The 20,228-nt window shown below is 64.6% G+C and carries 19 protein-coding genes and 1 pseudogene; 7 read left to right on the plus strand and 13 right to left on the minus strand.

Annotated features, from left to right (window positions below):
* Nucleotides 1–20 precede the first annotated feature (20 nt).
* Genes ACZI8R_RS20345 through ACZI8R_RS20365 form a run of 5 tightly spaced genes read right to left on the minus strand, consistent with a single transcriptional unit; the run spans nt 21 to nt 5,227 of the window.
* A complete protein-coding gene (locus ACZI8R_RS20345; RefSeq protein ID WP_463381478.1) occupies nt 21–686 on the minus strand; it encodes a pyridoxine/pyridoxamine 5'-phosphate oxidase in 666 nt (221 codons plus the stop codon).
* On the minus strand, nt 683–2,485 hold the full coding sequence (locus tag ACZI8R_RS20350) for an ABC-F family ATP-binding cassette domain-containing protein (RefSeq protein ID WP_463381479.1): 1,803 nt from the start codon (nt 2,483–2,485) through the stop codon (nt 683–685). Before ACZI8R_RS20350 ends, ACZI8R_RS20345 begins: the two co-directional genes overlap by 4 nt.
* Nucleotide 2,486: 1 nt before the next feature.
* A complete protein-coding gene (locus ACZI8R_RS20355; RefSeq protein ID WP_463381480.1) occupies nt 2,487–3,422 on the minus strand; it encodes a 4-(cytidine 5'-diphospho)-2-C-methyl-D-erythritol kinase in 936 nt (311 codons plus the stop codon).
* Between the two features lie 46 nt (nt 3,423–3,468).
* Nucleotides 3,469–4,233, minus strand: a complete 765-nt coding sequence (locus ACZI8R_RS20360; RefSeq protein ID WP_463381481.1) for an ABC transporter permease — start codon at nt 4,231–4,233, stop codon at nt 3,469–3,471.
* 28 nt (nt 4,234–4,261) lie between these two features.
* The gene (locus tag ACZI8R_RS20365; RefSeq protein ID WP_463381482.1) at nt 4,262–5,227 is read right to left on the minus strand and encodes an ATP-binding cassette domain-containing protein; all 966 of its coding nucleotides are present in this window, start codon (nt 5,225–5,227) and stop codon (nt 4,262–4,264) included.
* Nucleotides 5,228–5,290: 63 nt separating this feature from the next.
* Between ACZI8R_RS20365 and ACZI8R_RS20370 the strand changes: the two genes are divergently transcribed.
* Complete coding sequence (locus ACZI8R_RS20370; RefSeq protein WP_463381483.1) at nt 5,291–6,259, plus strand: helix-turn-helix transcriptional regulator; 969 nt, start codon at nt 5,291–5,293, stop codon at nt 6,257–6,259.
* Between the two features lie 93 nt (nt 6,260–6,352).
* On the opposite strand, the gene ACZI8R_RS20375 is transcribed toward ACZI8R_RS20370, so the two are convergent.
* From ACZI8R_RS20375 to ACZI8R_RS20390, 4 genes are all read right to left on the minus strand, one after another.
* Nucleotides 6,353–6,556 carry a cold-shock protein gene (locus tag ACZI8R_RS20375; RefSeq protein WP_463381484.1) on the minus strand — a complete coding sequence of 68 codons (204 nt, stop codon included), beginning with the start codon at nt 6,554–6,556 and terminating at the stop codon, nt 6,353–6,355.
* A gap of 210 nt (nt 6,557–6,766) precedes the next feature.
* A complete protein-coding gene (gene rsmA / locus ACZI8R_RS20380; RefSeq protein ID WP_463381485.1) occupies nt 6,767–7,657 on the minus strand; it encodes a 16S rRNA (adenine(1518)-N(6)/adenine(1519)-N(6))-dimethyltransferase RsmA in 891 nt (296 codons plus the stop codon).
* Between the two features lie 9 nt (nt 7,658–7,666).
* Entirely contained in the window at nt 7,667–8,794 is a 1,128-nt protein-coding gene (locus tag ACZI8R_RS20385; protein ID WP_463381487.1) for a resuscitation-promoting factor, read from the minus strand.
* Between the two features lie 23 nt (nt 8,795–8,817).
* Nucleotides 8,818–9,945 (minus strand): resuscitation-promoting factor, encoded by a 1,128-nt coding sequence (locus ACZI8R_RS20390; RefSeq protein WP_463381486.1) that lies wholly within the window; start codon nt 9,943–9,945, stop codon nt 8,818–8,820.
* Between the two features lie 319 nt (nt 9,946–10,264).
* On the opposite strand from ACZI8R_RS20390, the gene ACZI8R_RS20395 reads away from it, so the two are divergent.
* Together ACZI8R_RS20395 and ACZI8R_RS20400 are read left to right on the plus strand one after the other, a co-directional pair.
* Nucleotides 10,265–11,656, plus strand: coding sequence for an amino acid ABC transporter substrate-binding protein/permease (locus ACZI8R_RS20395; protein WP_463381488.1), 1,392 nt, complete (start codon nt 10,265–10,267; stop codon nt 11,654–11,656).
* Nucleotides 11,653–12,387, plus strand: a pseudogene (locus ACZI8R_RS20400) (amino acid ABC transporter ATP-binding protein); the annotation flags it as partial. The gene ACZI8R_RS20395 and the pseudogene ACZI8R_RS20400, both read left to right, overlap by 4 nt.
* Here ACZI8R_RS20400 and ACZI8R_RS20405 read toward each other — a convergent pair.
* Both ACZI8R_RS20405 and ACZI8R_RS20410 read right to left on the minus strand, forming a co-directional pair.
* Nucleotides 12,382–13,209 (minus strand): TatD family hydrolase, encoded by an 828-nt coding sequence (locus ACZI8R_RS20405; protein WP_463379976.1) that lies wholly within the window; start codon nt 13,207–13,209, stop codon nt 12,382–12,384. The pseudogene ACZI8R_RS20400 and the gene ACZI8R_RS20405 sit on opposite strands and share 6 nt — an antisense overlap.
* Nucleotides 13,210–13,216: 7 nt before the next feature.
* Nucleotides 13,217–13,858: a TetR/AcrR family transcriptional regulator gene (locus ACZI8R_RS20410; RefSeq protein ID WP_463379977.1), complete on the minus strand. Its 642-nt coding sequence runs from the start codon at nt 13,856–13,858 to the stop codon at nt 13,217–13,219.
* Between the two features lie 90 nt (nt 13,859–13,948).
* Here ACZI8R_RS20410 and ACZI8R_RS20415 point away from each other — a divergent pair, with 90 nt between their 5' ends.
* The 3 genes from ACZI8R_RS20415 (at nt 13,949) to metG (ending at nt 17,544) form a co-directional block, all read left to right on the plus strand.
* On the plus strand, nt 13,949–14,788 hold the full coding sequence (locus ACZI8R_RS20415) for an SDR family oxidoreductase (RefSeq protein ID WP_463379978.1): 840 nt from the start codon (nt 13,949–13,951) through the stop codon (nt 14,786–14,788).
* On the plus strand, nt 14,788–15,909 hold the full coding sequence (locus tag ACZI8R_RS20420) for an MBL fold metallo-hydrolase (RefSeq protein WP_463379979.1): 1,122 nt from the start codon (nt 14,788–14,790) through the stop codon (nt 15,907–15,909). The genes ACZI8R_RS20415 and ACZI8R_RS20420 overlap by 1 nt, the downstream gene beginning before the upstream one ends.
* 72 nt (nt 15,910–15,981) lie before the next feature.
* Nucleotides 15,982–17,544 carry a methionine--tRNA ligase gene (metG, locus tag ACZI8R_RS20425; RefSeq protein WP_463379980.1) on the plus strand — a complete coding sequence of 521 codons (1,563 nt, stop codon included), beginning with the start codon at nt 15,982–15,984 and terminating at the stop codon, nt 17,542–17,544.
* Between the two features lie 18 nt (nt 17,545–17,562).
* On the opposite strand, the gene ACZI8R_RS20430 is transcribed toward metG, so the two are convergent.
* Nucleotides 17,563–17,967: a DUF4259 domain-containing protein gene (locus ACZI8R_RS20430; RefSeq protein WP_463379981.1), complete on the minus strand. Its 405-nt coding sequence runs from the start codon at nt 17,965–17,967 to the stop codon at nt 17,563–17,565.
* Nucleotides 17,968–18,127: 160 nt separating this feature from the next.
* Here ACZI8R_RS20430 and ACZI8R_RS20435 point away from each other — a divergent pair, with 160 nt between their 5' ends.
* Nucleotides 18,128–19,351, plus strand: coding sequence for a DUF2786 domain-containing protein (locus ACZI8R_RS20435; protein ID WP_463379982.1), 1,224 nt, complete (start codon nt 18,128–18,130; stop codon nt 19,349–19,351).
* A gap of 24 nt (nt 19,352–19,375) precedes the next feature.
* Here ACZI8R_RS20435 and rsmI read toward each other — a convergent pair whose 3' ends face one another.
* Nucleotides 19,376–20,206, minus strand: a complete 831-nt coding sequence (rsmI, locus tag ACZI8R_RS20440; RefSeq protein ID WP_463379983.1) for a 16S rRNA (cytidine(1402)-2'-O)-methyltransferase — start codon at nt 20,204–20,206, stop codon at nt 19,376–19,378.
* Between the last annotated feature and the right edge of the window lie 22 nt (nt 20,207–20,228).

Genomic DNA, 20,228 nt, shown 5'->3' on the forward strand with positions numbered 1-20,228 from the left:
CGAACTTGCGACAAGCACGCTCACGGCCACAGTTCGCGGTGGGACCAACCGTTCCGGTCACGTTGGTAAACCCACCGCAAATGTCGACGCCCCGGGTCGGCCTGCCAGAATTCGACGCTGTCCGGGACAAGGCACCACGCCCGCCACGTCTCCGACACGTACTCCGGGTCGGACTCGATCTGCTGCGCTGCCGTCTCGATCGCGACCGTGTACTCGGCAGGGTCCTGGAGCACCTCGCTCTGCCGACTGGCCGCTGCCACCGCGCGCGCCGTGACGGAACGCTCCAAGTAGTCACGCGCGGAAAGCTCGCTGCCGCCCTCGCGCACCGAGCCGCGCACCCGCACCTGCCGTCCTTGTTCGCGCCAGTAGAAAGTCAGGGCGGCGGCAGGATTCTCGTTGAGCTGCAACCCTTTCGGTGAGCGAACGTCACCCGAGAACCAGAACCCTTCGTCCGTGACGTCCTTCAGAATGAGGAACCGCGCGTCCGGCGCACCGGCGTCGTCGACCGTCGACAACGTGGCGGCATGCGGCTCCGCCACAGTAGTCACCGCCTGCTGCAACCACTCCAGAAAATTCGCGATCGGCGACTCCGGTAGCGGGCCCGACCCGGAAACGGCACCACCCAGCGTGGGAAAGGATCGAATCCACGCGCGGGTGTCCGGGTACCGGTTCGGGTCGCTGTTCACTCCAGCTCCGCGGCCAGTTCCATCCAGCGCTCCTCGGTGGTCTCCTTCTCGGCCACCACCTGCTTGAGCTCGGCGTTCAGGGCTTGCAGCTTCTCCGGGTCGCTCGCCGCGTCCGCAAGCTGAATATGAAGCTTGGCTTCGCGATCGTCCAGCTTCACGATGGACCGCTCCAGCCGGGACAACTCTTTTCTGGCCGAGCGGTCGGCGGCTCCGTCCCGATTTTTCTTGGCGGTCGCTCCGCCCGCTGCAGTGGAGGCCACGGACGGCGCTCCCCCGTCGCCCATGCGGGCGCGACGTTCGAGGTACTCCTCGATCCCGCGCGGCAGGTTCGTCAACTTGCCGTCCCCGAACAGCGCCCACGTCGTGTCGCAGATGCGTTCGACGAGGTACCGGTCGTGACTGATGACGACCATGGTGCCCGCCCACCCGTCGAGCAGATCTTCGAGCTGCTGGAGGGTGTCGATGTCGAGGTCGTTGGTGGGCTCGTCGAGGAGCAGTACGTTCGGCTCGGCCATGAGCACACGTGTGAGCTGAAGTCGACGCCGCTCACCACCGGAGAGATCACCCACAGGAGTTCGCTGCCTGGCCGGGGTGAAGCCCAGCCGTTCGGCGAGCTGGCCTGCAGATATTTCTTTGTCACCCAGAGTGATTCGTTCCGCGACATCCTTGACGGCGTCGAGGACGCGCATATCCTTCGGCAAATCGTCGAGCTCCTGACGCAGCCATCCGATATGGACGGTCTGACCCTGGATTCGTTTGCCCGACGCGGGCGCGATCTCGCCGGCGAGTGTGCGCAACAACGTCGTCTTACCGGATCCGTTGACTCCGACGAGGCCGACGCGTTCGCCCGGAGCGAGTCGCCACGTCAGGTCTTCCACCAGGACGCGGCCGTCCGGGGTCTCGAGGCGAGCATCCTCGAGCTCGACGACCACCTTGCCGAGTCGACGTTGAGCAAATGACGCGAGGGCCACCGAGTCCCTGGGCGGGGGGACGTTCGCGATCAAGGCCTCCGCCGCTTCGATCCGGTACTTCGGCTTCGAGGTCCGGGCAGGTGCGCCGCGCCGCAGCCACGCGAGTTCCTTACGGGCCAGGTTGCGGCGACGTTCTTCGGACGCGTCCGCCTGCCGTGACCTCTCCGCGCGAGCGAATACCCAATCGTTGTAGCCGCCCTCGTAGCTTTCGACCTTGCCGCCCACCACTTCCCACGTGCGGTTGGCGACGGTGTCGAGAAACCAGCGATCGTGGGTCACGACGACGAGCGCGCTACGCCGCGACACCAGGTGCTCGGCGAGCCACTGCACGCCTTCGACGTCGAGGTGGTTGGTGGGCTCGTCGAGAATCAGCAGGTCCAGGTCCTGAACAAGAGCCGCGGCCAAGGCGACGCGACGGCGCTCACCGCCCGAGAGCCCGTCCACATTGGTGTCGAGTGCGGATTCACCGCCCCCACCGAGGCCGTCGATACCGATGCCGGTGAGGATGCTGCGGATCCTCGAGTCCCGAGCCCACTCGTGATGGGCCACGTCCAGCGGCCCGAGTACGACCTCGCCCACCGTGGAACCTGCCGGAAGCACGCCGCGCTGTGTCACCACCGCAACCCGCAGACCACCGACGCGCGACACTCGGCCCGAGTCCGGGGGCTCGAGCCCGGCGAGAACCTCGAGCATGGTGGTCTTGCCGCCGCCGTTGAGTCCGACGACACCGATACGCTCGCCTTCCTCGACGCCCAGAGACACCGATTCCAGCAAAGGCTTGATGCCGAACGATTTCGACACCTGTTCGAGATTGATCAGATTGGCCATGTCAGCGTGATCCTTCCGCCGCGTGGTCGACTATTCGTGCGCCGTGCACCGGGCCGTGCGCAACCCGAACGGTGCGGCAGACCCCCGCCCCGGCGAGTTCGGCGCCGACCCGGACCGCGGCATCCGCGTCGGCGCACAAGAAAGCACAGGTCGGACCGGAGCCCGACACGATTCCGGCAAGCGCCCCGGCGGTGACGCCGGCGCGCAGTGTGCGGCGCAGCGCGGGGGCCAGTGACAGCGCCGCCGCCTGCATGTCGTTTCCGAGAAGTGGTGCCAGCGCCGCCGCATCACCGGATGCGAGTGCCTGCATCAGTGATTCCGCTCCCCCGAGTCTCGGCGGCGCGCCCTCGGCCCGCAAGCGATCGAGTTCACCGAACACCGTCGGAGTGCTGAGGCCGCCCTTCGCCAGAGCGAGTACCCAGTGGAAGGAACTCCGGGACAACACCGGGAGCAGCTTCTCACCGCGGCCGGTGCCCATGGCAGTGCCGCCGTGCAGTGAGAACGGAACGTCGCTGCCCAGTTCTGCTGCGAACATGGCCAGCTCTTCCCGGCTCATCTCGAGCTCCCACAGCGCGTTCAGCCCCACCAGCACAGCCGCGGCGTCGGCGCTGCCACCGGCCATTCCGCCTGCCACCGGGATTCCCTTCTCGATCGTGATCTCGAGGTCGGGGCTGTATCCCGCTTCCGCGCCCAGCAGTTCGGCTGCTTTCCACACCAGGTTCGAAGCATCCGTGGGTACAGAACTCGCGTCGTCACCGCGCACCGTCACCGAGAGGGCTTCCGCGGGCGCGACCGTCACGGTGTCGCACAGCGACAACGCCTGGAACACGGTGGTCAGTTCGTGATAGCCGTCGTCACGCAGGTCACCGACCGCAAGGTGCAGGTTGACCTTGGAAGGAGCCCGGACCGTAACCGGGCGTTGCACGACTGAGAGCACAAGGAACAACAATAGGCGCTGCTCACGCTCACGGAGGAATCGCCAGTTACCGCATGCTCCGGATTCCCGCGCCCAGACCGACGACGGCGACAGTCACGGCGGCGATCACGCCCGTCGCAACCTCACCCGTCCAGATCTGTCCGGCGAACAACGCACGCTCCGCCTCGACGACGTAACCGAGCGGGTTGATCGCGACGAGGCCGCGCATCCAGCCCGGCGCACCGTCGAGGGGAAGCATCGTCCCCGAGAGGATGAGTAGGGGGAACATGAGCGTCTGCTGCACCACCCAGAACATCCAGTCCTGCTCACGCACCGCCAGGGCCAGCGAGTAGGAGAGGGCGCCGAGGCCGATCCCGAACACCCCGAGCAACACGATTCCGATGGCCGCGCCGGCCACGTTCAGGTCCAGGCCGAGCGGCAGCGCGATCACCACGATCAGTACCGCTTGCGCCGCCAGCGGAACCATCTCCTTGCACGCTCGACCGATGAGCAACGACGAGCGCCGGAGCGGTGTCACGAGCATTCGCTCGTGCGAGCCCTGCTGCATCTCGAGAAGGAGATTCGAGCCCGTCATACTCGTTCCGAATATCGCGATCATCACGAGCACCCCCGGCACGAACCAGTTCCACACGCCCGCATCCAGTCCCGGGATGTTCTTCAACAAGGGACCGAACAGTGCGAGGAGAATCAGAGGCTGAACGAGACTGAAGATCATGCTCACCGGATCCCGGAGCGCGGGCCGAAGCTCGCGATTCATCACGATCGTGCTGTCCCGGACGATGCTGCTGTTGCTACTCACTGCTGTGGTCATGACGAATCCTTACGGTGGGAAGACGGAATCAGGCGGCGACGGTTGCGGATTCGCGAAGGCTGCGACCCGTCAGCCCGAGGAACACATCGTCGAGGGTGGGTCTGATCAGGTCGGCGCTCGTCGCGAGAACTCCGCGAGATTCACCGGCACGCAACAGTTCCGGTAGCAACACGTCGCCGTGCACGCAGCGCACCGAAACTCGGGATTCGGTGACAGTCACATCCTGCGCACCCGCCACCGCGGCAAAGCACGTCGCGGCGGTTTCTGCCCGCGCGCGGTCGGCATATCCGACCACCACGAGATCACCGGCGAGGTCCGCTTTGAGTGCGGGGGCCGTGTCGTCGGCGATGATCGTGCCGTGGTCGATGACCACGACTCGTTCGGCCATCGAGTCGGCTTCTTCCAGATAGTGGGTGGTGAGGACGATCGTGGTGCCCATCTCACGCCGCAATCGCAGAATATGGTCCCAAAGGTTGGCACGATTCTGCGGATCCATACCCGTCGTCGGCTCGTCCAGGAACAGCAACGGCGGACGATGCACGAGCCCGATCGCGATATCGAGGCGACGACGCTGACCACCCGACAGCGTGCTCACCTTCCGGTCACCGAGTTCCTCGAGGTCGAGATCGGCGAGCAGTTCGCGCGCCCGTGCTCTCGAATCCGTCTTGGGCATGCCGTAGCACCGTCCCTGTGTCTCGAGTTCGTCGCGAACGCGCTGGTTGTACCCGGCTCCACTCCCCTGGCCGACGTATCCGATGCAGCGCCGAACCTGTTGCCGGTCGGCCCGGACGTCGTGGCCGGCGATCCGCGCGGTTCCCGAAGTGGCGGGCAGGAGAGTCGTCAACATACGCAGGGTCGTCGATTTCCCCGCCCCGTTGGGACCGAGGAAGGCCACCAGCTCGCCCTCTGCCACGTCGAGATCGATGCCGCGTACCGCCTCCACGGTCTTCTTGCCTTGCCGAAAATTCTTGGTCAACGCCTCGGTATGAATCATGTGAGCCAAGCTAGAACCAATTGTGGACACCCACGGTCCGCGATTTCTGGCATCGTTCGATTCATGAGAGAAACATCGGCACGACTACTGCGTCTGCTCTCACTTCTCCAGACACGACGCGACTGGTCCGGCGCAGAGTTGGCGGAGCGACTCACGATCACACCACGCACAGTCCGTCGAGACGTGGACAAGCTCCGCGAACTGGGCTATCCAGTCGACGCGACCGTGGGCGTGGGCGGCGGCTATCGCCTGGGCGCCGGCGCAGAGATGCCGCCACTCCTGCTCGACGACGAGGAGGTGGTCGCGGTCGCGTTCGGCCTCCAAGCAGGGTCGACCGGTTCGGTCGTGGGCATCGGCGAGGCATCCATGCGCGCGCTCGCCAAACTTCGGCAGGTGATGCCCTCGCGCCTTCGGCATCGCCTCGAGAGCCTTCAGGTGGACGTCGTTCCGCACGCGCCCGCGCCGAGCGCCGTGGACGCGGGTGTGCTCTCGGCCGTGGCATCGGTGTGCCACAACCACGAGCGGCTGCGGTTCGACTATCGGACCCACGGCGGCGAGGAAAGCCGTCGCGAGGTGGAACCGCATCGCCTCGTGCGGTCCGGAATGCGGTGGTACCTGGTGGCCTGGGATCTCGGCCGCGAGGACTGGCGTTCGTTTCGCATCGACCGGATGACTCCCAGGATTCCGACCGGCCCGCGTTTCACGCCGCGCGAACTGCCGGCAGGAGGTGGAGCGGAGTTCGTGGTCAGGGGCATAGATCGGGCACGGACGAGCGTGCACGGCCGAGTGATGCTGAACGAATCGCTCGAGCGGATGGCACCCATGGTGCACCCGGACTGGGGCGTCATCGAAGGACTGCCCGACGGCAGATGTGCAGTCACCGTCATGGGGCACTCGTTGGCCTCGATCGCGAGCTGGCTCAGAGCTTTCGATATGGACTTCACCGTGTTGGATCCACCCGAACTGCGTGCCGAATGCCGCGCTGCGGCCGAGCGACACCGAAAGATCGCTGACCGATACGAGTCCGCGTGAACGCTGCGGACACGACGAAGACCCCGCTCCATCAGGAGCGGGGCCTCGTCGAAATCGCCTGGGTCCCGGATCACCGGGAAGTCATGGCGAGTCTTAGACCAGCGTCACGCCGGTGGCCTGCGGGCCCTTGTTGCCCTGGCCGATCTCGAACGAAACGCGCTGGTTCTCCTCGAGCGTGCGGAAGCCGCTGCTCTGGATCTCCGAGTAATGGACGAACACGTCAGCGCTGCCATCCTCGGGGGCGATGAAGCCGAACCCCTTCTCGGAGTTGAACCACTTCACGATGCCCTCTGCCATGTAAATCTCCTCTAACACAGTGTTTCTTCGAACATCCGTTTCGGATGTTCGGGTCAAGTAACACGACCGTTCTGAAACTTTCCTGTGGAGGAAATCAGAACGCCCGCAACTTCGTTTTGCGAGCGTGGTAACACAAACACAAATACTTACGACCGGAACTAGTGAACCACACTCCTGCCGCAAACACCCGGTAATGTGTCGTGCGTCACATCATGGCTCCTGTGCCGCCAGCGCGACGAACGCCGCGGCGTCCAACGTTTCACCGCGCGCGGAAGGTGCGATTCCCGCGGCGAGCAGTCGCCGCTCCGCCTCCGCCGAGGAGCCGGCCCAGCCGGCGAGAGCAGCCCGTAACGTCTTGCGGCGCTGCGCGAATGCCGCGTCCACCACACGAAACACCCGCCGCCTGCTCGCTTCGTCGATCGGCCACGGGGGCTCTTCGTATCGGTCGATCCTCACCAATCCGGACTCGACCTTCGGTACCGGCCAGAACACCGAGCGCCCCACCGAACCGGACCTGCGAACTCGACCGAAGAAGTTCGCCTTGACGCTCGGAATGCCGTAGATCTTGCTGCCCGGCGTCGCGGCCAGACGGTCGGCGACCTCGGCCTGCACCATCACCAGCCCTGCGCGCAGACTCGGCAGTTCCGAAAAAAGGTGCAGCAGAACGGGAACCGCCACGTTGTACGGCAAGTTGGCGACCAAGGCCGTCGGCTCGCCGGGAATCTGCGCCGACGTCACTCGCATGGCGTCGGCCTCTACGACGGTGAGCCGATCCTCGAGATCCGGGGCGCGGTCGGCAACCGTCACCGGCAATCGAGTTGCAAGGTTGGGGTCGATCTCCACCGCAACGACCTTGTCCACGACGTCCAGCAACGCCAGAGTCAACGAACCGAGGCCGGGGCCCACTTCGAGGACGGTGTCGTCGCGCCCCACACCGGCGGAAGCGACGATGCGGCGCACAGTGTTGGCGTCGTGAACGAAATTCTGACCCAGTTGCTTGGTAGGGCGGACACCGAATTCCTCGGCAAGTGAACGTACCTCCGCGGGGCCGAGAAGGGCGGCCCGACCTCGGGGTGACGTGGGATTTTCGGCGTCTGACACCAGGTGAACCTAACGCACGCCGATCTTGCTGGAGCAGGACGGCCAGGCTCCCCAGCCCTGAGTCTCTTGCGTGCGACTGGCGATGGCGATCTGTTCCTCGCGGGTGGCGAGGTCGGCGCGGGGTGCGTACTTCAACCCACCCTGGCGTTCCCACGTGTTCTGATCGAACTGGACGCCACCGTAAAAGCCGTTCCCCGTGTTGATCGCCCAGTTTCCGGTGGCCTCGCACTTGGCCAACGCATCCCACGCCGAGCCGTTCGTGACCGGCGGAACCTCGGTACCCGGCTTCGCGCCCACTCGGACCACCTTGGGCTGCGCCGGGGTAGTCACTTCGGAGCTCACCTCGTGGCGTTCGGTCTCGACACCGTTGACCTTGTTCACGGCGAAGGTGACATCTTGAACTCCGGGCTTACCGGGACTCTCGACGACCGTCCTGCTCATGTTCAGAGTCGGATCCTCGATGCGCTCCACCGGTGGATCCAGCGGAAGCGTCTCGACCGCATTCTCGACGCGGTCGCGGGTCACCGTAATCTTCAGATCCTCGCTCATCGGTGTGTCCGCGGGAGGCGAGACCGTGTCGGCCTGCTCGAGAGGATCGCCGTGGGCGGCAAGAAATTCACCGACAGTGGGCGCCGCGAGCCGAACGTCCACCGCGGGCATTCCACCGTCGGACAGCCGAGCAACCACCGGCTCGACGACGTCGAGGGCGGCGCCGTCCAGCGGCAGGCGCTGTCCACGTGATGCCGACACGTGCACGTCGTCGGCGAGATCGAGCTGCTCCAAGGCCTCGTCGACGGTCAGGGCGGTGGTCCACACCTCGCGTTCGTGTCCGTCCACCGTCAGCGACACCTCACGAGCGCGACGCAGGACCACCGTGTCACCGTCCGACAGTTCCGCATCGGCGGCGGGGGCCACCACGTCACGCTCTCCCACCGGGTGGCCGGCGGCCGCGAGAACCCCGTCCACCGTCGTCGACATCGTGCTCATCGACCGGACCTCACCGTCCACGTCGACGGTGACGGTCTTGTGACGCGAGACGGCCACCACCCCGCCCACGAGCAACGTCAGCAGGAGTGCCGCCACCACCGCGTAGAGCAACGGCGACCTGGCTGAGTTGATCTTCGCAAACGGTGACATGAATCCCTTGGTGTCGGTTGTCGCTATCGCAATCCGAGCTTGCTGGTGCAGCTGGGCCATGCGCCCCAGCCCTGTCCGGCGCGCACCTTTTCACCGATGGCGATCTGCTGCTCACGGCTTGCAAGGTCGGCGCGGGGAGCATACTCGGTGCCGCCGAAGGAGGCCCAGGTGCTCTGCGTGAACTGCAGTCCGCCGTAGAAGCCGTTGCCGCTGTTGATGGCCCAGTTGCCGGTGGCTTCACACTGTGCGATCGAGTCCCAGGTGGAAGCGTTCGAAACAGCCGGTGCGGACGGACGCGGCTTGGTTCCCACCCGAATGGTTGCGGGTGCCGGCTCGCTGAGCGGCTTGGCCGAGACCTCGTCTCGTCCGACCTCGACGCCGTTGACCTTGTGCACGGACAGCGTCACCTCGCGCTCACCGGGTGTGCCGGGATTTTCGACGTTCGTCTTGCCCTCGTCGAGACTCGGGTCGTCGACACGGTTCTCCGGCGGTGCGATTGCCTGCTTCTCCACGACGGTCTCGGTGCGGTCGCGAGTCACCTTCACCACGAGGCCCTCCGTGAGGGGCGAATCTGCCGGCGGCGTGGTCGAATCGGCCTGCTCGAGCGGTGCACCCAGCTGGTCCAGGAACTCACGAACGGTGGGAGCGGCGGCCCGCTTGTCGATCGGCGCAGTCTCGCCGTCGAACAACTTCACGTTCTTGGGGTTGACCACATCCAGGGAGCTGCCTTCGAGCGGAAGACGCTGCGAGCGCGAGGCGGTGACGTGAACGTCGTCCGCGAGCTCGAACTGTTGCAGCGCCTCGTCGACCGTGAGGGCCGTGGTCCACACGGTGCGCGGCTGACCATCGATGGTCAGCGTCACTTCGCGGGCACGGCGCAGAACGACTGTGTCACCGTCGGAAAGCGAGGCATCGGTGGCCGGCGCGACGACGTCTCGGTCGCCGACTTCGTAGCCGGCGTCATCGAGCGCCGTACCCACCGACGAGGACATGGTGCCGAGCGCGATGTGCTCGCCGTCCACGTCCAGGGTGATGTTCTTGTGCTGAGTCACAGCGAACAGGCCACCCCCGATGAGGGTTACGAGGAGGGCAGCGACCACGACGAAGAGCAGTGGCGACTTGCTGGCGTTGATCTTGGCAAAAGGTGACACGTGAATTCCCAAAGCAGACGAATGTATTGTCACGGTACGGTAACGAATAGGCTCCCATCTGGCAACTTATAGCCTTTGACGTGCATCAATAGTTGATAACAGGTTGATTTTCGGATGATCCGCCAGGTCGGCGAACCTGTCCCCGAGATACCGGCGAACGCAGTATCTTTCGTGTGCAACCAAGTAGGTAACGCGCCGAACGAAAGCTGGGAACTGCGTGCACACCACACCCCACCGATCCCCCGGATCCACCAGATCCGCCCGATCGACACGACTCCTGCGAACTTCGGCGCTTGCTGCCGCACTCGCCCTCCTGGCGATGGTCTTCGCCCCCGCCTACGCGGCGGCGCAACCCCCGCCGGACGGGGATCGGCCGATGTATCGCATCGCCACCGACACCACTTTCGCGCCGTTCGAGTTCGAGGACGAGAACGGCAACTTCGTCGGTATCGACATGGACCTGCTCCGCGCGATCGGTGAAGACCAGGGATTCGACGTCGATATCCAGCCGGTCGGCTTCGACTCCGCCCTGCAAGCAGTGACCAGCGGCCAGGTCAACGGAATGATCGCCGGCATGTCCATCACGGACGAGCGGAAGGCGACATTCGACTTCTCGGACCCGTACTTCGATTCGGGCGTCCAGATGGCCGTCCCTGAGACGACCGACGACATCAAGGGCTACGAGGACCTGAAGGACAGGCAGGTAGCCGTCAAGAACGGCACCGAGGGCGCCGAATTCGCCGAGTCCATCAAGGACCAGTACGGATTCACCACCAAGTACTTCGCCGACTCGTCCAGCATGTTCGACGAGGTCCGCACCGGAAACTCGGCCGCAGCCTTCGAGGACTACCCCGTCCTGGCGTACGGCATCAAGCAGGGCAACGGCTTCAAGACCGTCACGGAGAAGGAACCCGGCGCGAGTTACGGATTCGCGGTCGCAAAGGGCCAGAACGCGCAGCTGCTCGAATCGTTCAACGCGGGCCTGGCGAACCTGAAGGCCAGTGGTGAGTACGACAAGATCCTCGACGAGTACCTGAACGCCGACGCGTCGACGGACGACAACAGCATCGTCGGGCTGATCAAGAGCACCTACCCGCAGCTCCTGAAGGGCCTGTGGCTGACGATCGTTCTCACGGCCGTCTCGATTGCGATCGCCCTCGTACTCGGCGCCATCTTCGGACTGTTCCGAGTGTCGACCAACATCATCCTGCGCGGAATCGGCACCACCTACGTCGACGTCTTCCGTGGGACACCACTGCTGGTGCAGGCTTTCTTCATCTACTTCGGTATTCCGGCGGCCATGGGATTCCAGATGTCCGCGTTCACTGCCGGCGTCATCACGCTGTCCCTCAACGCGGGCGCCTACATGGCCGAGATCGTGCGCGGCGGCATCCTCTCCGTCGACAAGGGACAGATGGAGGCATCTCGAAGCCTCGGCATCAGCTATCTGAAGTCGATGCGGAAGGTCGTCATGCCGCAGGCGATTCGGACGATGATCCCGTCCTACATCAACCAGTTCGTGATCACGCTCAAGGACACCTCGATCCTGTCCGTGATCGGGTTGGCCGAGCTCACTCAGACCGGGCGGATCATCATCGCTCGGAACTTCCAGTCGTTCAACATGTGGCTGATCATCGGCATCATGTACTTCATCATCATCATGGCGCTCACCAAGCTGTCGAACCGCCTCGAGAAGAGGATCAACGCATGACCGACCAGACCAAGACAGCCGTGCCCGCCACTGCCGCACCGGAAGCGAAGATCCGCGTCGTCGGGTTGAAGAAGTCCTTCGGCGACAACGAGGTGCTCAAGGGACTCGACGTCGACATCGCCGCCGGCGAGGTGGTGTGCGTGATCGGGCCGTCCGGCTCCGGCAAGAGCACGTTCCTTCGCTGCCTCAACCGACTCGAGGACATCACGGGCGGCAGTGTCGTCGTCGACGGCACCGACATCAGTGACAAGAAGGCCGACATCGACCAGGTGCGCCAGCACGTCGGGATGGTGTTCCAGCACTTCAACCTTTTTCCGCACATGAGCGCTCTCGAGAACGTCATGCTGGCGCCCGTCCAGACGAAGAAGTCCACCAAGGAGGAGGCGCGGGCCGCAGCCGTGAAGCTGCTCGATCAGGTCGGTCTCGCAGAGAAAGCGGATGCGAAGCCGGCCAACCTGTCCGGTGGCCAGAAGCAGCGCGTGGCAATCGCCCGCGCGCTCGCGATGAACCCGGACATCATGTTGTTCGACGAGGCGACCAGCGCACTCGACCCGGAAATGGTCGGCGAGGTGCTCCAGGTACTGCGCGATCTCGCGAAGGGCGGCATGACGATGGTCGTGGTCACCCACGAGATGGGGTTCGCCCGCGAGGTGTCCGATCGCGTCATCTTCATGGCAGACGGCTACATCGTCGAAGAAGCCACACCGGAGGAGATCTTCGACCACTCACAGGCCGTAGGCTTTTCGTGCGTTATCGGTCGAGACCTTCGCCAATTCCTCCGGGTCCTCGCCGCGGAGTTCGGCGAATGCCCGGACGGTGTACGGCAGGCAGTAGGACTCGTTGGGCGCGCCCCTGAACGGATGCGGTGTGAGGAACGGCGCATCGGTCTCGAACAGAATCTGTTCGCGTGGCACGAGCAGAGCGGATTCGTGCAAAGCCTTCGCATTCTTGAAGCTGACGGTCCCGGAGAAGCTCAGCAGGTACCCGGCGTCGATGCATTCCCGAGCCATGGAAGCGTCCGACGAGAAGCAGTGGAAGATCACCGTGTCGGGCGCACCCTCCTCGGCCAGTACGCGCAACAGGTCCGTATCCGCTTCCCGGTTGTGAATCATCAGCGGCTTCGACAGACGCTTGGCGAGATCGATGTGCCAGCGAAATCCGTCGACCTGTTCCGCCAGGGAAGCGCAGCCCTCCAACTTGCCCGGCCAATACAGATCGAGTCCCGTCTCCCCCACCGCGACCACGCGGGGGTCGGCGGCAAGCTTCTCGATCTCCGCTCGCGTCGACTCGTCGAGAACGTTCGCGCGCGTCGGGTGAATCGCGACTGCCGCGTACACCCGTTCGTCCCAGTGGGCAGCGTCTACCGCGAAACGAGCGGCGGCGAGGTCGTCGGCAACCGTGACCACACGTTCCACACCCACCGCCGCAGCACGGTCGACGATGACTCGGACCGACTCGGCATCACTCGCACCGCACGCGTCGAGATGCGTGTGAGCGTCGACGAGTGGAGCCAACGGCGCGGGCGCTTCGGGGGCGGGGCGATCTTTGCTCATGGGGTCATTATGACGAGGACGACGCAACCCGGTCTCGGGCCGCCTCGAACAGCGTGACGCAGACTGCGATCAACTCGGTGGAGTCCTGCTTCCGGCCGCCGAGCAGCCAGTCGACCAGCAGGTGATTGACGGCCCCCACCATCCCGACCGCCATGGAAGAAGCGAATCGTCGATCCACGCCGCTCACGTTCTGCATCCACACGGTCCCGACCAGCTCGGCGAATTCGCTCAGGACCGCGTAGCGCCGCTCCTCGAGATCCGGCGAGACCCCCACAACTTCGATCATGACGATCTGTGCCAGTAACGGATCGGCGGTGAAATGTTCCACGAAGGCTCGAACCCCGAACAGCGCCATCTCGTCGAACTCCGACGCCTCACCGAGGGCTGCAAGTGTCGCGTCACGCACCTCGTCGATGATGCCGTCGTACACCGCTGCAAGGCACGCGTGCCGATCCTTGAACGACTCGTAGAAATATCGCTGCGTGAGTTCTGCGTGATCGCAGATCTGCTTCACCGTCGTCGCCGTGTAGCCCTGGGTGCCGAACAGTTCGATCGCCGCTGCGGTCAGGGCACGGCGGCGCGCAGCTTTCCTCTCCTCGGGCTCCAACCCCGAGTAACGGCGACCGATTCGGGTACCCGTTCGACTCATTCTGTGGCTTCTCGCACTTCGGTATGGGATAGTTGGACCATCATCTGACACACAATCGTGTCACATTCACAACGGGGAGACGACAGGTACGTGAGCATTCAACTGAATGGCAAGGTCATCGCGGTGACCGGCGGTGCACAGGGCATCGGTCGCGAGATCGCGAAGCAGCTGGCAGCCGCAGGCGCCCGAGTCGCGATCGGCGACCGAGACGCAGAAGGCGCCCGCAAGACCGCCGCAGAACTGCCCGGTGACGTCGAAGGTCACGACCTCGACGTCACGAACACCGAGTCCTTCACTGCGTTCCTGGCCGCGGTGGAAGCACAGTGGGGACCTCTCGACGTGCTCGTCAACAACGCCGGCGTCATGTGGGTCGGCGACTTCGACGAGGAGCCGGAATCGGCAACCCGTCGCCAACTGGACGTCAACCTGCACGGACCCATTCGCGGCGTGAAGCTGGCAGCGCCTGCCATGCGCGCCCGAGGCCGCGGACACATCGTCACGGTCGCCTCCGCCGCATCGAAGTTGGCACCCGCCGGTGAGTCGACCTATGCAGCCACCAAGCACGGAATCTTCGGCTACCTCAGTGGAGTGCGTGAAGAGCTGCACAAGAGCGGCGTCCAGCTCTCCGTGGTGATGCCCGGAGTGGTGGACACCGAGCTCGCAGCCGGTACGGCGACCGGTTCGGCGAAGATGCTGCAGCCCGCAGACGTCGCCGAGGCCGTGGTCGGCGTCATCGCGAAGCCGAAGTTCGAGGTGCCGGTACCCGCATTCATCGGACCCGCCGTTCGCTGGGCGAACGTTCTGCCGCAGGCAGTCCGCGACATCCTCATGCGAAAGATGGTTCCCAACCAGATCACGTCCACGGACCGATCAGCGCGCGCGGAGTACGAATCGCGCGTGGTCACCGCCGAGAACGAAGGAAAGAAGTAATGACGACCACCTCATCCGACGTGGAATACGACACAGAGCATGCCGACTTGCGCCCGATTCCCGAGTTCGACGGCGTTCACCAGGTCTGGCCCCGCGGCGACCGCCTCGACGCCGTTCGTGAAGGCGCAAAGAAGTACCGCGAGCGCTTCCTGAAGCAGGGCAAGGTCGCGGCAATCAAGAGCTTCGACATCGTCGCGGCTCCGTACCCGAGCCGGTTCGCGTTCCAGGGCTACAACCTGAGCGTCAACCCGTTCATCACCATCATCAACCGCATGTTCGTCATCCAGTTCGAGGGATTCGACGGCAAGCTGAAGACGATGGTGTGGGAGCCGACCGTGCCGGCCGGATCGGCAGAATCGCCGTTCTACCACAAGCTGGAAGAGTTCGGTAAGAAGCTCAAGGCCGACAAGTTGATGGTCAAGTACTACAACGACCCCGACACGATCCTCCCCCGGTTGGGCCTGCGGAACGAGGACGTCGACTACATCAGCTTCGACCACCTGCACGTGCAGGACATGCGCATGGTGCTCGGCAGCGACGAGGTCATCGAGGGTGAGAGCACCCCGCGCGAGCCCATGTTTCCGAACGCCAAGCTTCTGGTGCACCGCAAGGAGCTGGGCACTTTCGAGTCCATGCACCCGATGCAGTGGGCGTGGTACGTCGAGAACGGTATGGCCGGAGTGCCCGAAGACCGGCTCGAGGTGTTCGAGGGCGATGTGGAGCTCGGCGTGGGTGTCAGCCTCCTGTGGACCCCCGGCCACACCGACGGCAACCACTCGCTGTGCGTGAACACCGAGGACGGTGTCTGGATCTCGTCCGAGAACGGCATGGCCCCCGACAGCTGGCAGCCCGAGCAGTCCAAGATTCCGGGCATCAAGGCTCAGGCCGGTTTCTACAACCGCGAGGTGGTGCTCAACAGCAATACCCTCGAGGATTCCCTCGACCAGTACGACTCGATGGTCAAGGAAAAGACCATGGCGTCACGCTCCCCCAGGGATTCGCGATGGCTGCAGGTCATCCCGTCGTCCGAGTGCTCGAGCTGGAAGCGTCAGTGGCCGGTCATCCCGACATTCAGCCACGGCGGTCTGGACTACGGAACCATCACGGTTCCCAAGCGCTGATCCGCACCGGGTAGGGAGTGCACTCTATCTGCGCGTCGCGAACCTGGGACGCGCAGATAGAGTGGTTCCACCATGAATGCTGCTGACTCCACCGCCTCGCGACCCCCCTTCTATCTGACGACGGCAATCGCGTACCCCAATGGCGTTCCGCACATCGGCCACGCGTACGAGTACATCTCCTCCGATGCCCTGGCCCGATTCAAGCGCCTGGACGGGTTCGACGTCCGCTTCCTGACCGGAACGGACGAACACGGTCTGAAGATGCAGCAGACTGCCGCGAAGGAAGGCATCGACGTCCGCGATCTCGCGTCTCGCAACTCCGATGTGTTCGAGGCGATGGACGAGAAGCTGAACATCTCGTTCGACCGGTTCATCCGCACCACCGACGCCGATCACGAGACTGCCAGCCAGGCCATCTGGGAGAAGATGCGCGAACGCGGCGACATCTACCTCGATACCTACGCAGGCTGGTATTCGGTCCGCGACGAAGCGTTCTACACCGAGGCGGAAACGACTCTCCAGGAGGACGGCTCACGGTTGTCCACCGAGACGGGAACGCCGGTGGAGTGGACCGAGGAGTCGACCTACTTCTTCAAGCTGTCCGAATACCAGGACAAGCTGCTGAGCTTCTACGAAGACAATCCCGGTTTCATCGCGCCGGCCACCCGCCGCAACGAGATCGTCAGCTTCGTCAAAGGTGGCCTGAAGGATCTGTCCATCTCCCGCACCACCTTCGACTGGGGTGTCCAGGTCCCGGAACAGCCCGATCACGTCATGTACGTGTGGGTCGACGCCCTTACCAACTACCTCACCGGCGCCGGATACCCGGACACCGATTCCGAGCAGTTCACCAAGTTCTGGCCGGCCAACCTGCACATCATCGGCAAGGACATCACCCGGTTCCACACCGTGTACTGGCCTGCATTCCTGATGTCCGCAGGGATCGAACTGCCCGAGCGGGTGTTCGTGCACGGCTTTCTGTACAACAAGGGCGAGAAGATGTCGAAGTCCGTCGGCAACGTCGTCGACCCGCTGGCGATGGTCGAGCAGTACGGCCTCGACGCCGTGCGCTTCTTCCTGCTCCGCGAGATCTCCTACGGCCAGGACGGCAGCTACAGCCACGAGGCCATCGTCACCCGCATCAACGCCGACCTTGCCAACGAGCTCGGCAATCTCGCACAGCGTTCACTGTCGATGGTCGCCAAGAACCTCGAAGGAAAGGTCCCCACGCCGGGCGACCTCACCGACGACGACCGTGAACTTCTCGCGCTCGCGGACGGCCTGCTCGAACGCTGCCGGGCGGAGTACGACGTGCAGGCGCTGCACCTGGCACTCGACGCGATCTGGTCGACGCTGAACGAGACCAATCGATACTTCTCGCGTCAGGAACCGTGGGTACTGCGCAAGACGGACCCGGCCCGGATGGCCACCGTGCTGTACGTGACCCTCGAGGTCGTGCGCATCGTCGGCATCCTGGTCCAGCCCGTGATGCCGGACGCGGCCGCGAAGATTCTCGATCTTCTCGGTCAGGACCCCGATCGGCGGCAGTTCGTCGATCTGAAGAATCGCATCGTGTCCGAAACGCCGCTCCCCGCGCCGTCCGGCGTGTTTCCCCGGTACGTCGACGAGGAGTGACGCGGGCGGTGGCCCGAGTCAGGCGACGGCGATGCGGTACGGGCCGAGTCCTTCCACCACTGCACCGACGCAGCCGGCCTCGTCCCACAACTCGAACCATCCGTTGTCGTCCTTGACCGCGATCCGATCGAACGTCTTGGACGCGTGGTCTCTCAACTCTCGTGTCGCTTCGAACGGGTTGGAGGCGAGGAACGTAGCACCGGACGGATCGTCGCCCTCGGCACCTGCGCGGAGCGCGACCAGCGATGCGGCGGCCACTGCGGCCTGCGCCCGATCGGTCTCGATGTAGGTCTCGCTCGCGACCACTGCGTCCATCGCCGCAACGAGTGCTGCGGAAATGCCCTGCGGACCGGCCTTCTCGATTTCTCCGAGTGCGTTCATCGCGCCGTCGTTGTCGAAAGGCCCGAGGTCCCATGCGCCCATTCGGGTGCTCCTGCCGTCGTTGTGGTGTGGTGCCGACCGGGAGACATTAGCGGAAGTAAGCGACAGCCACCCGACGACAGGGTTCCGGGTGTGGCAGATCACGGACGCCGGACACCACTGGCGATCGCGGGTGTCGGCACCCGGGTGCACACTTGCCGCCATGACGGCGAATAGAACATACTTTCGATCGGAAACGGGACGAGAGAGGGGCGCGGGTGTGTTCGAAGAAGAGGTGAGCGCGCAGGCGACCGAGGCGGTTCAGCGCCTGGTGCACGAACTTCGCGAAGGCTACGAGCGAGGATGGCAACCGTCAGATCTGGTTCATCTGAGTCGACGCTCGAAGGAGCCGTCGGAAGCGAGTCTCGCGTCCACGGTGATCCTCCACGAGTCACGAATCGGCGGAGCGGGCGAGAGGGCGCCGCAATCCTGGCTTCGGCAGCTCGAGACGATCGCCGAGCAGTACCCCGCCAGCGCGGTGATCGCGGAGCGAGCCGGTGATTCGACGGACGAGATCCGGGCTCTCACGGCAGGATTACTCTTCTCCGATCCGTATCACTCGATGTACCAGATCACGGATCTCACCTCGATCTGGTCCGGCCTGCCTGCGTGGTCGATGCTCACTCCCCCGCCGTCCGAGTGGCTCGGCCATCGTCTCGCAGCAGACCACCGTGACGTTCTTCTGGACGGAAAGATCGGCAACAAGATTCGAGGGTTGCTCGCCAAGGCGGAGGCAACCGAGTTCGCCGAGGAAGCAGAGACGTTCACGGCGAAGGCACAGGAGTTGATGACGCGGTACGCGATCGACACGGCCCTCCTCTCTGCGCGTACCGGAAACGGCTCCACCGCCGTGACCAGCCGACGGGTTCACCTCGAGAACCCCTACGTCAAGGAGAAGGTTCACCTTCTCACCGAGATCGGCGAACCCAATCGAGTGCGTACCGTCTGGTTCGACAAGGTCGCCATCGCCACCGTCGTCGGGACTCCTGTCGATCTGCAGCAAGTCGATCTTCTGTTCACCTCGTTGCTCGTCCAGGCGACGCGTGCGATGCAATTCGCGGACGCCGCCGGACGCAGCGGCTCGCGCACCACGTCGTTCCGAAAGGGTTTCCTCGCGGGCTACGCCGGCAGGATCGGTCAGCGGCTTCGGGACGCCGACACTCGCGCCACCGTGGAGGCCGCCGACGCCGCCCACATCGACGTGGACGACCTCCTCCCGATCCTCGCGTCCACCTCCGAGGCGGTGGACGACGAGTTCGAGCGGTTGTTTCCCCGAACCAAGAAGTCCCGCGGACGTTCCGTCGACGCGGACGGATGGCATGCGGGCCGGGCGGCAGCAGAGAACGCCACCCTCACGCCCGACCAGCGATCCCGGATCAGCAGCTGACGGGTGGTGACCTCGGTACCCGGTTCAGTCGCGCCGTGCCGCCAGAACGGTCTCGTAGAGCTCGCGCTTCGACACCCCGGGGGTTGCGACGAAAGCGCAGGCGTCCTTGAGCCGGGTACCGCCCTCCACCAACCGTTCCACGTCGTCCACGAGATCTGCCGGATCCGCCGCCTTACGGGTCGCACCCTCGAGAACGACCGTGATCTCGCCCCGGACACCGTCAGCCGCCCACTCCGCGAGTTCGGCGAGCGTTCCGCGACGAACCTCTTCGTACGTCTTGGTCAGTTCCCGGCACACAGCGGCTCTGCGATCGCCTCCGAGCACCTCGACTGCGTCGGCAAGGCAGTCGACCAGACGGTGCGGCGCCTCGAAGAACACACACGCACGTTCCTCCGCGACCAACGCCTGCAGCCAGGTCTTCCGTTGCCCCTGCTTGCGCGGCGGGAACCCGTCGAAACAGAACCGCTCGACGGGGAGTCCGGAGAGCGCGAGGGCGGTGGTCACCGCAGAAGGCCCGGGCAGGCACGTCACCGCCAGACCCTCGGCCACGCACGCCGCAACCAGTCGGTATCCGGGATCGCTCACGGACGGCATTCCCGCGTCCGTCACCAGCAACACGGTCTTTCCCGCCGACACGTCCGCCACCAACCCCGGCAGCCGCGATACCTCGACCTGGTCGTAGAAGCTGACGACACGACCGCCGATACTCACCTCGAGTGCGGACGCCAGAGACTTCGTCCTTCTGGTGTCTTCGGCGGCCACCACATCCGCAGTTTCGAGTGCGGAACGCAGCCGCGGCGACGCGTCACCGACATCCCCCATAGGCGTTGCGGCGAGCACCAGACGACCAGTCATGTCCCACAGCCTACGATTACGG

The organism is Rhodococcus huquni, assembly GCF_055231055.1.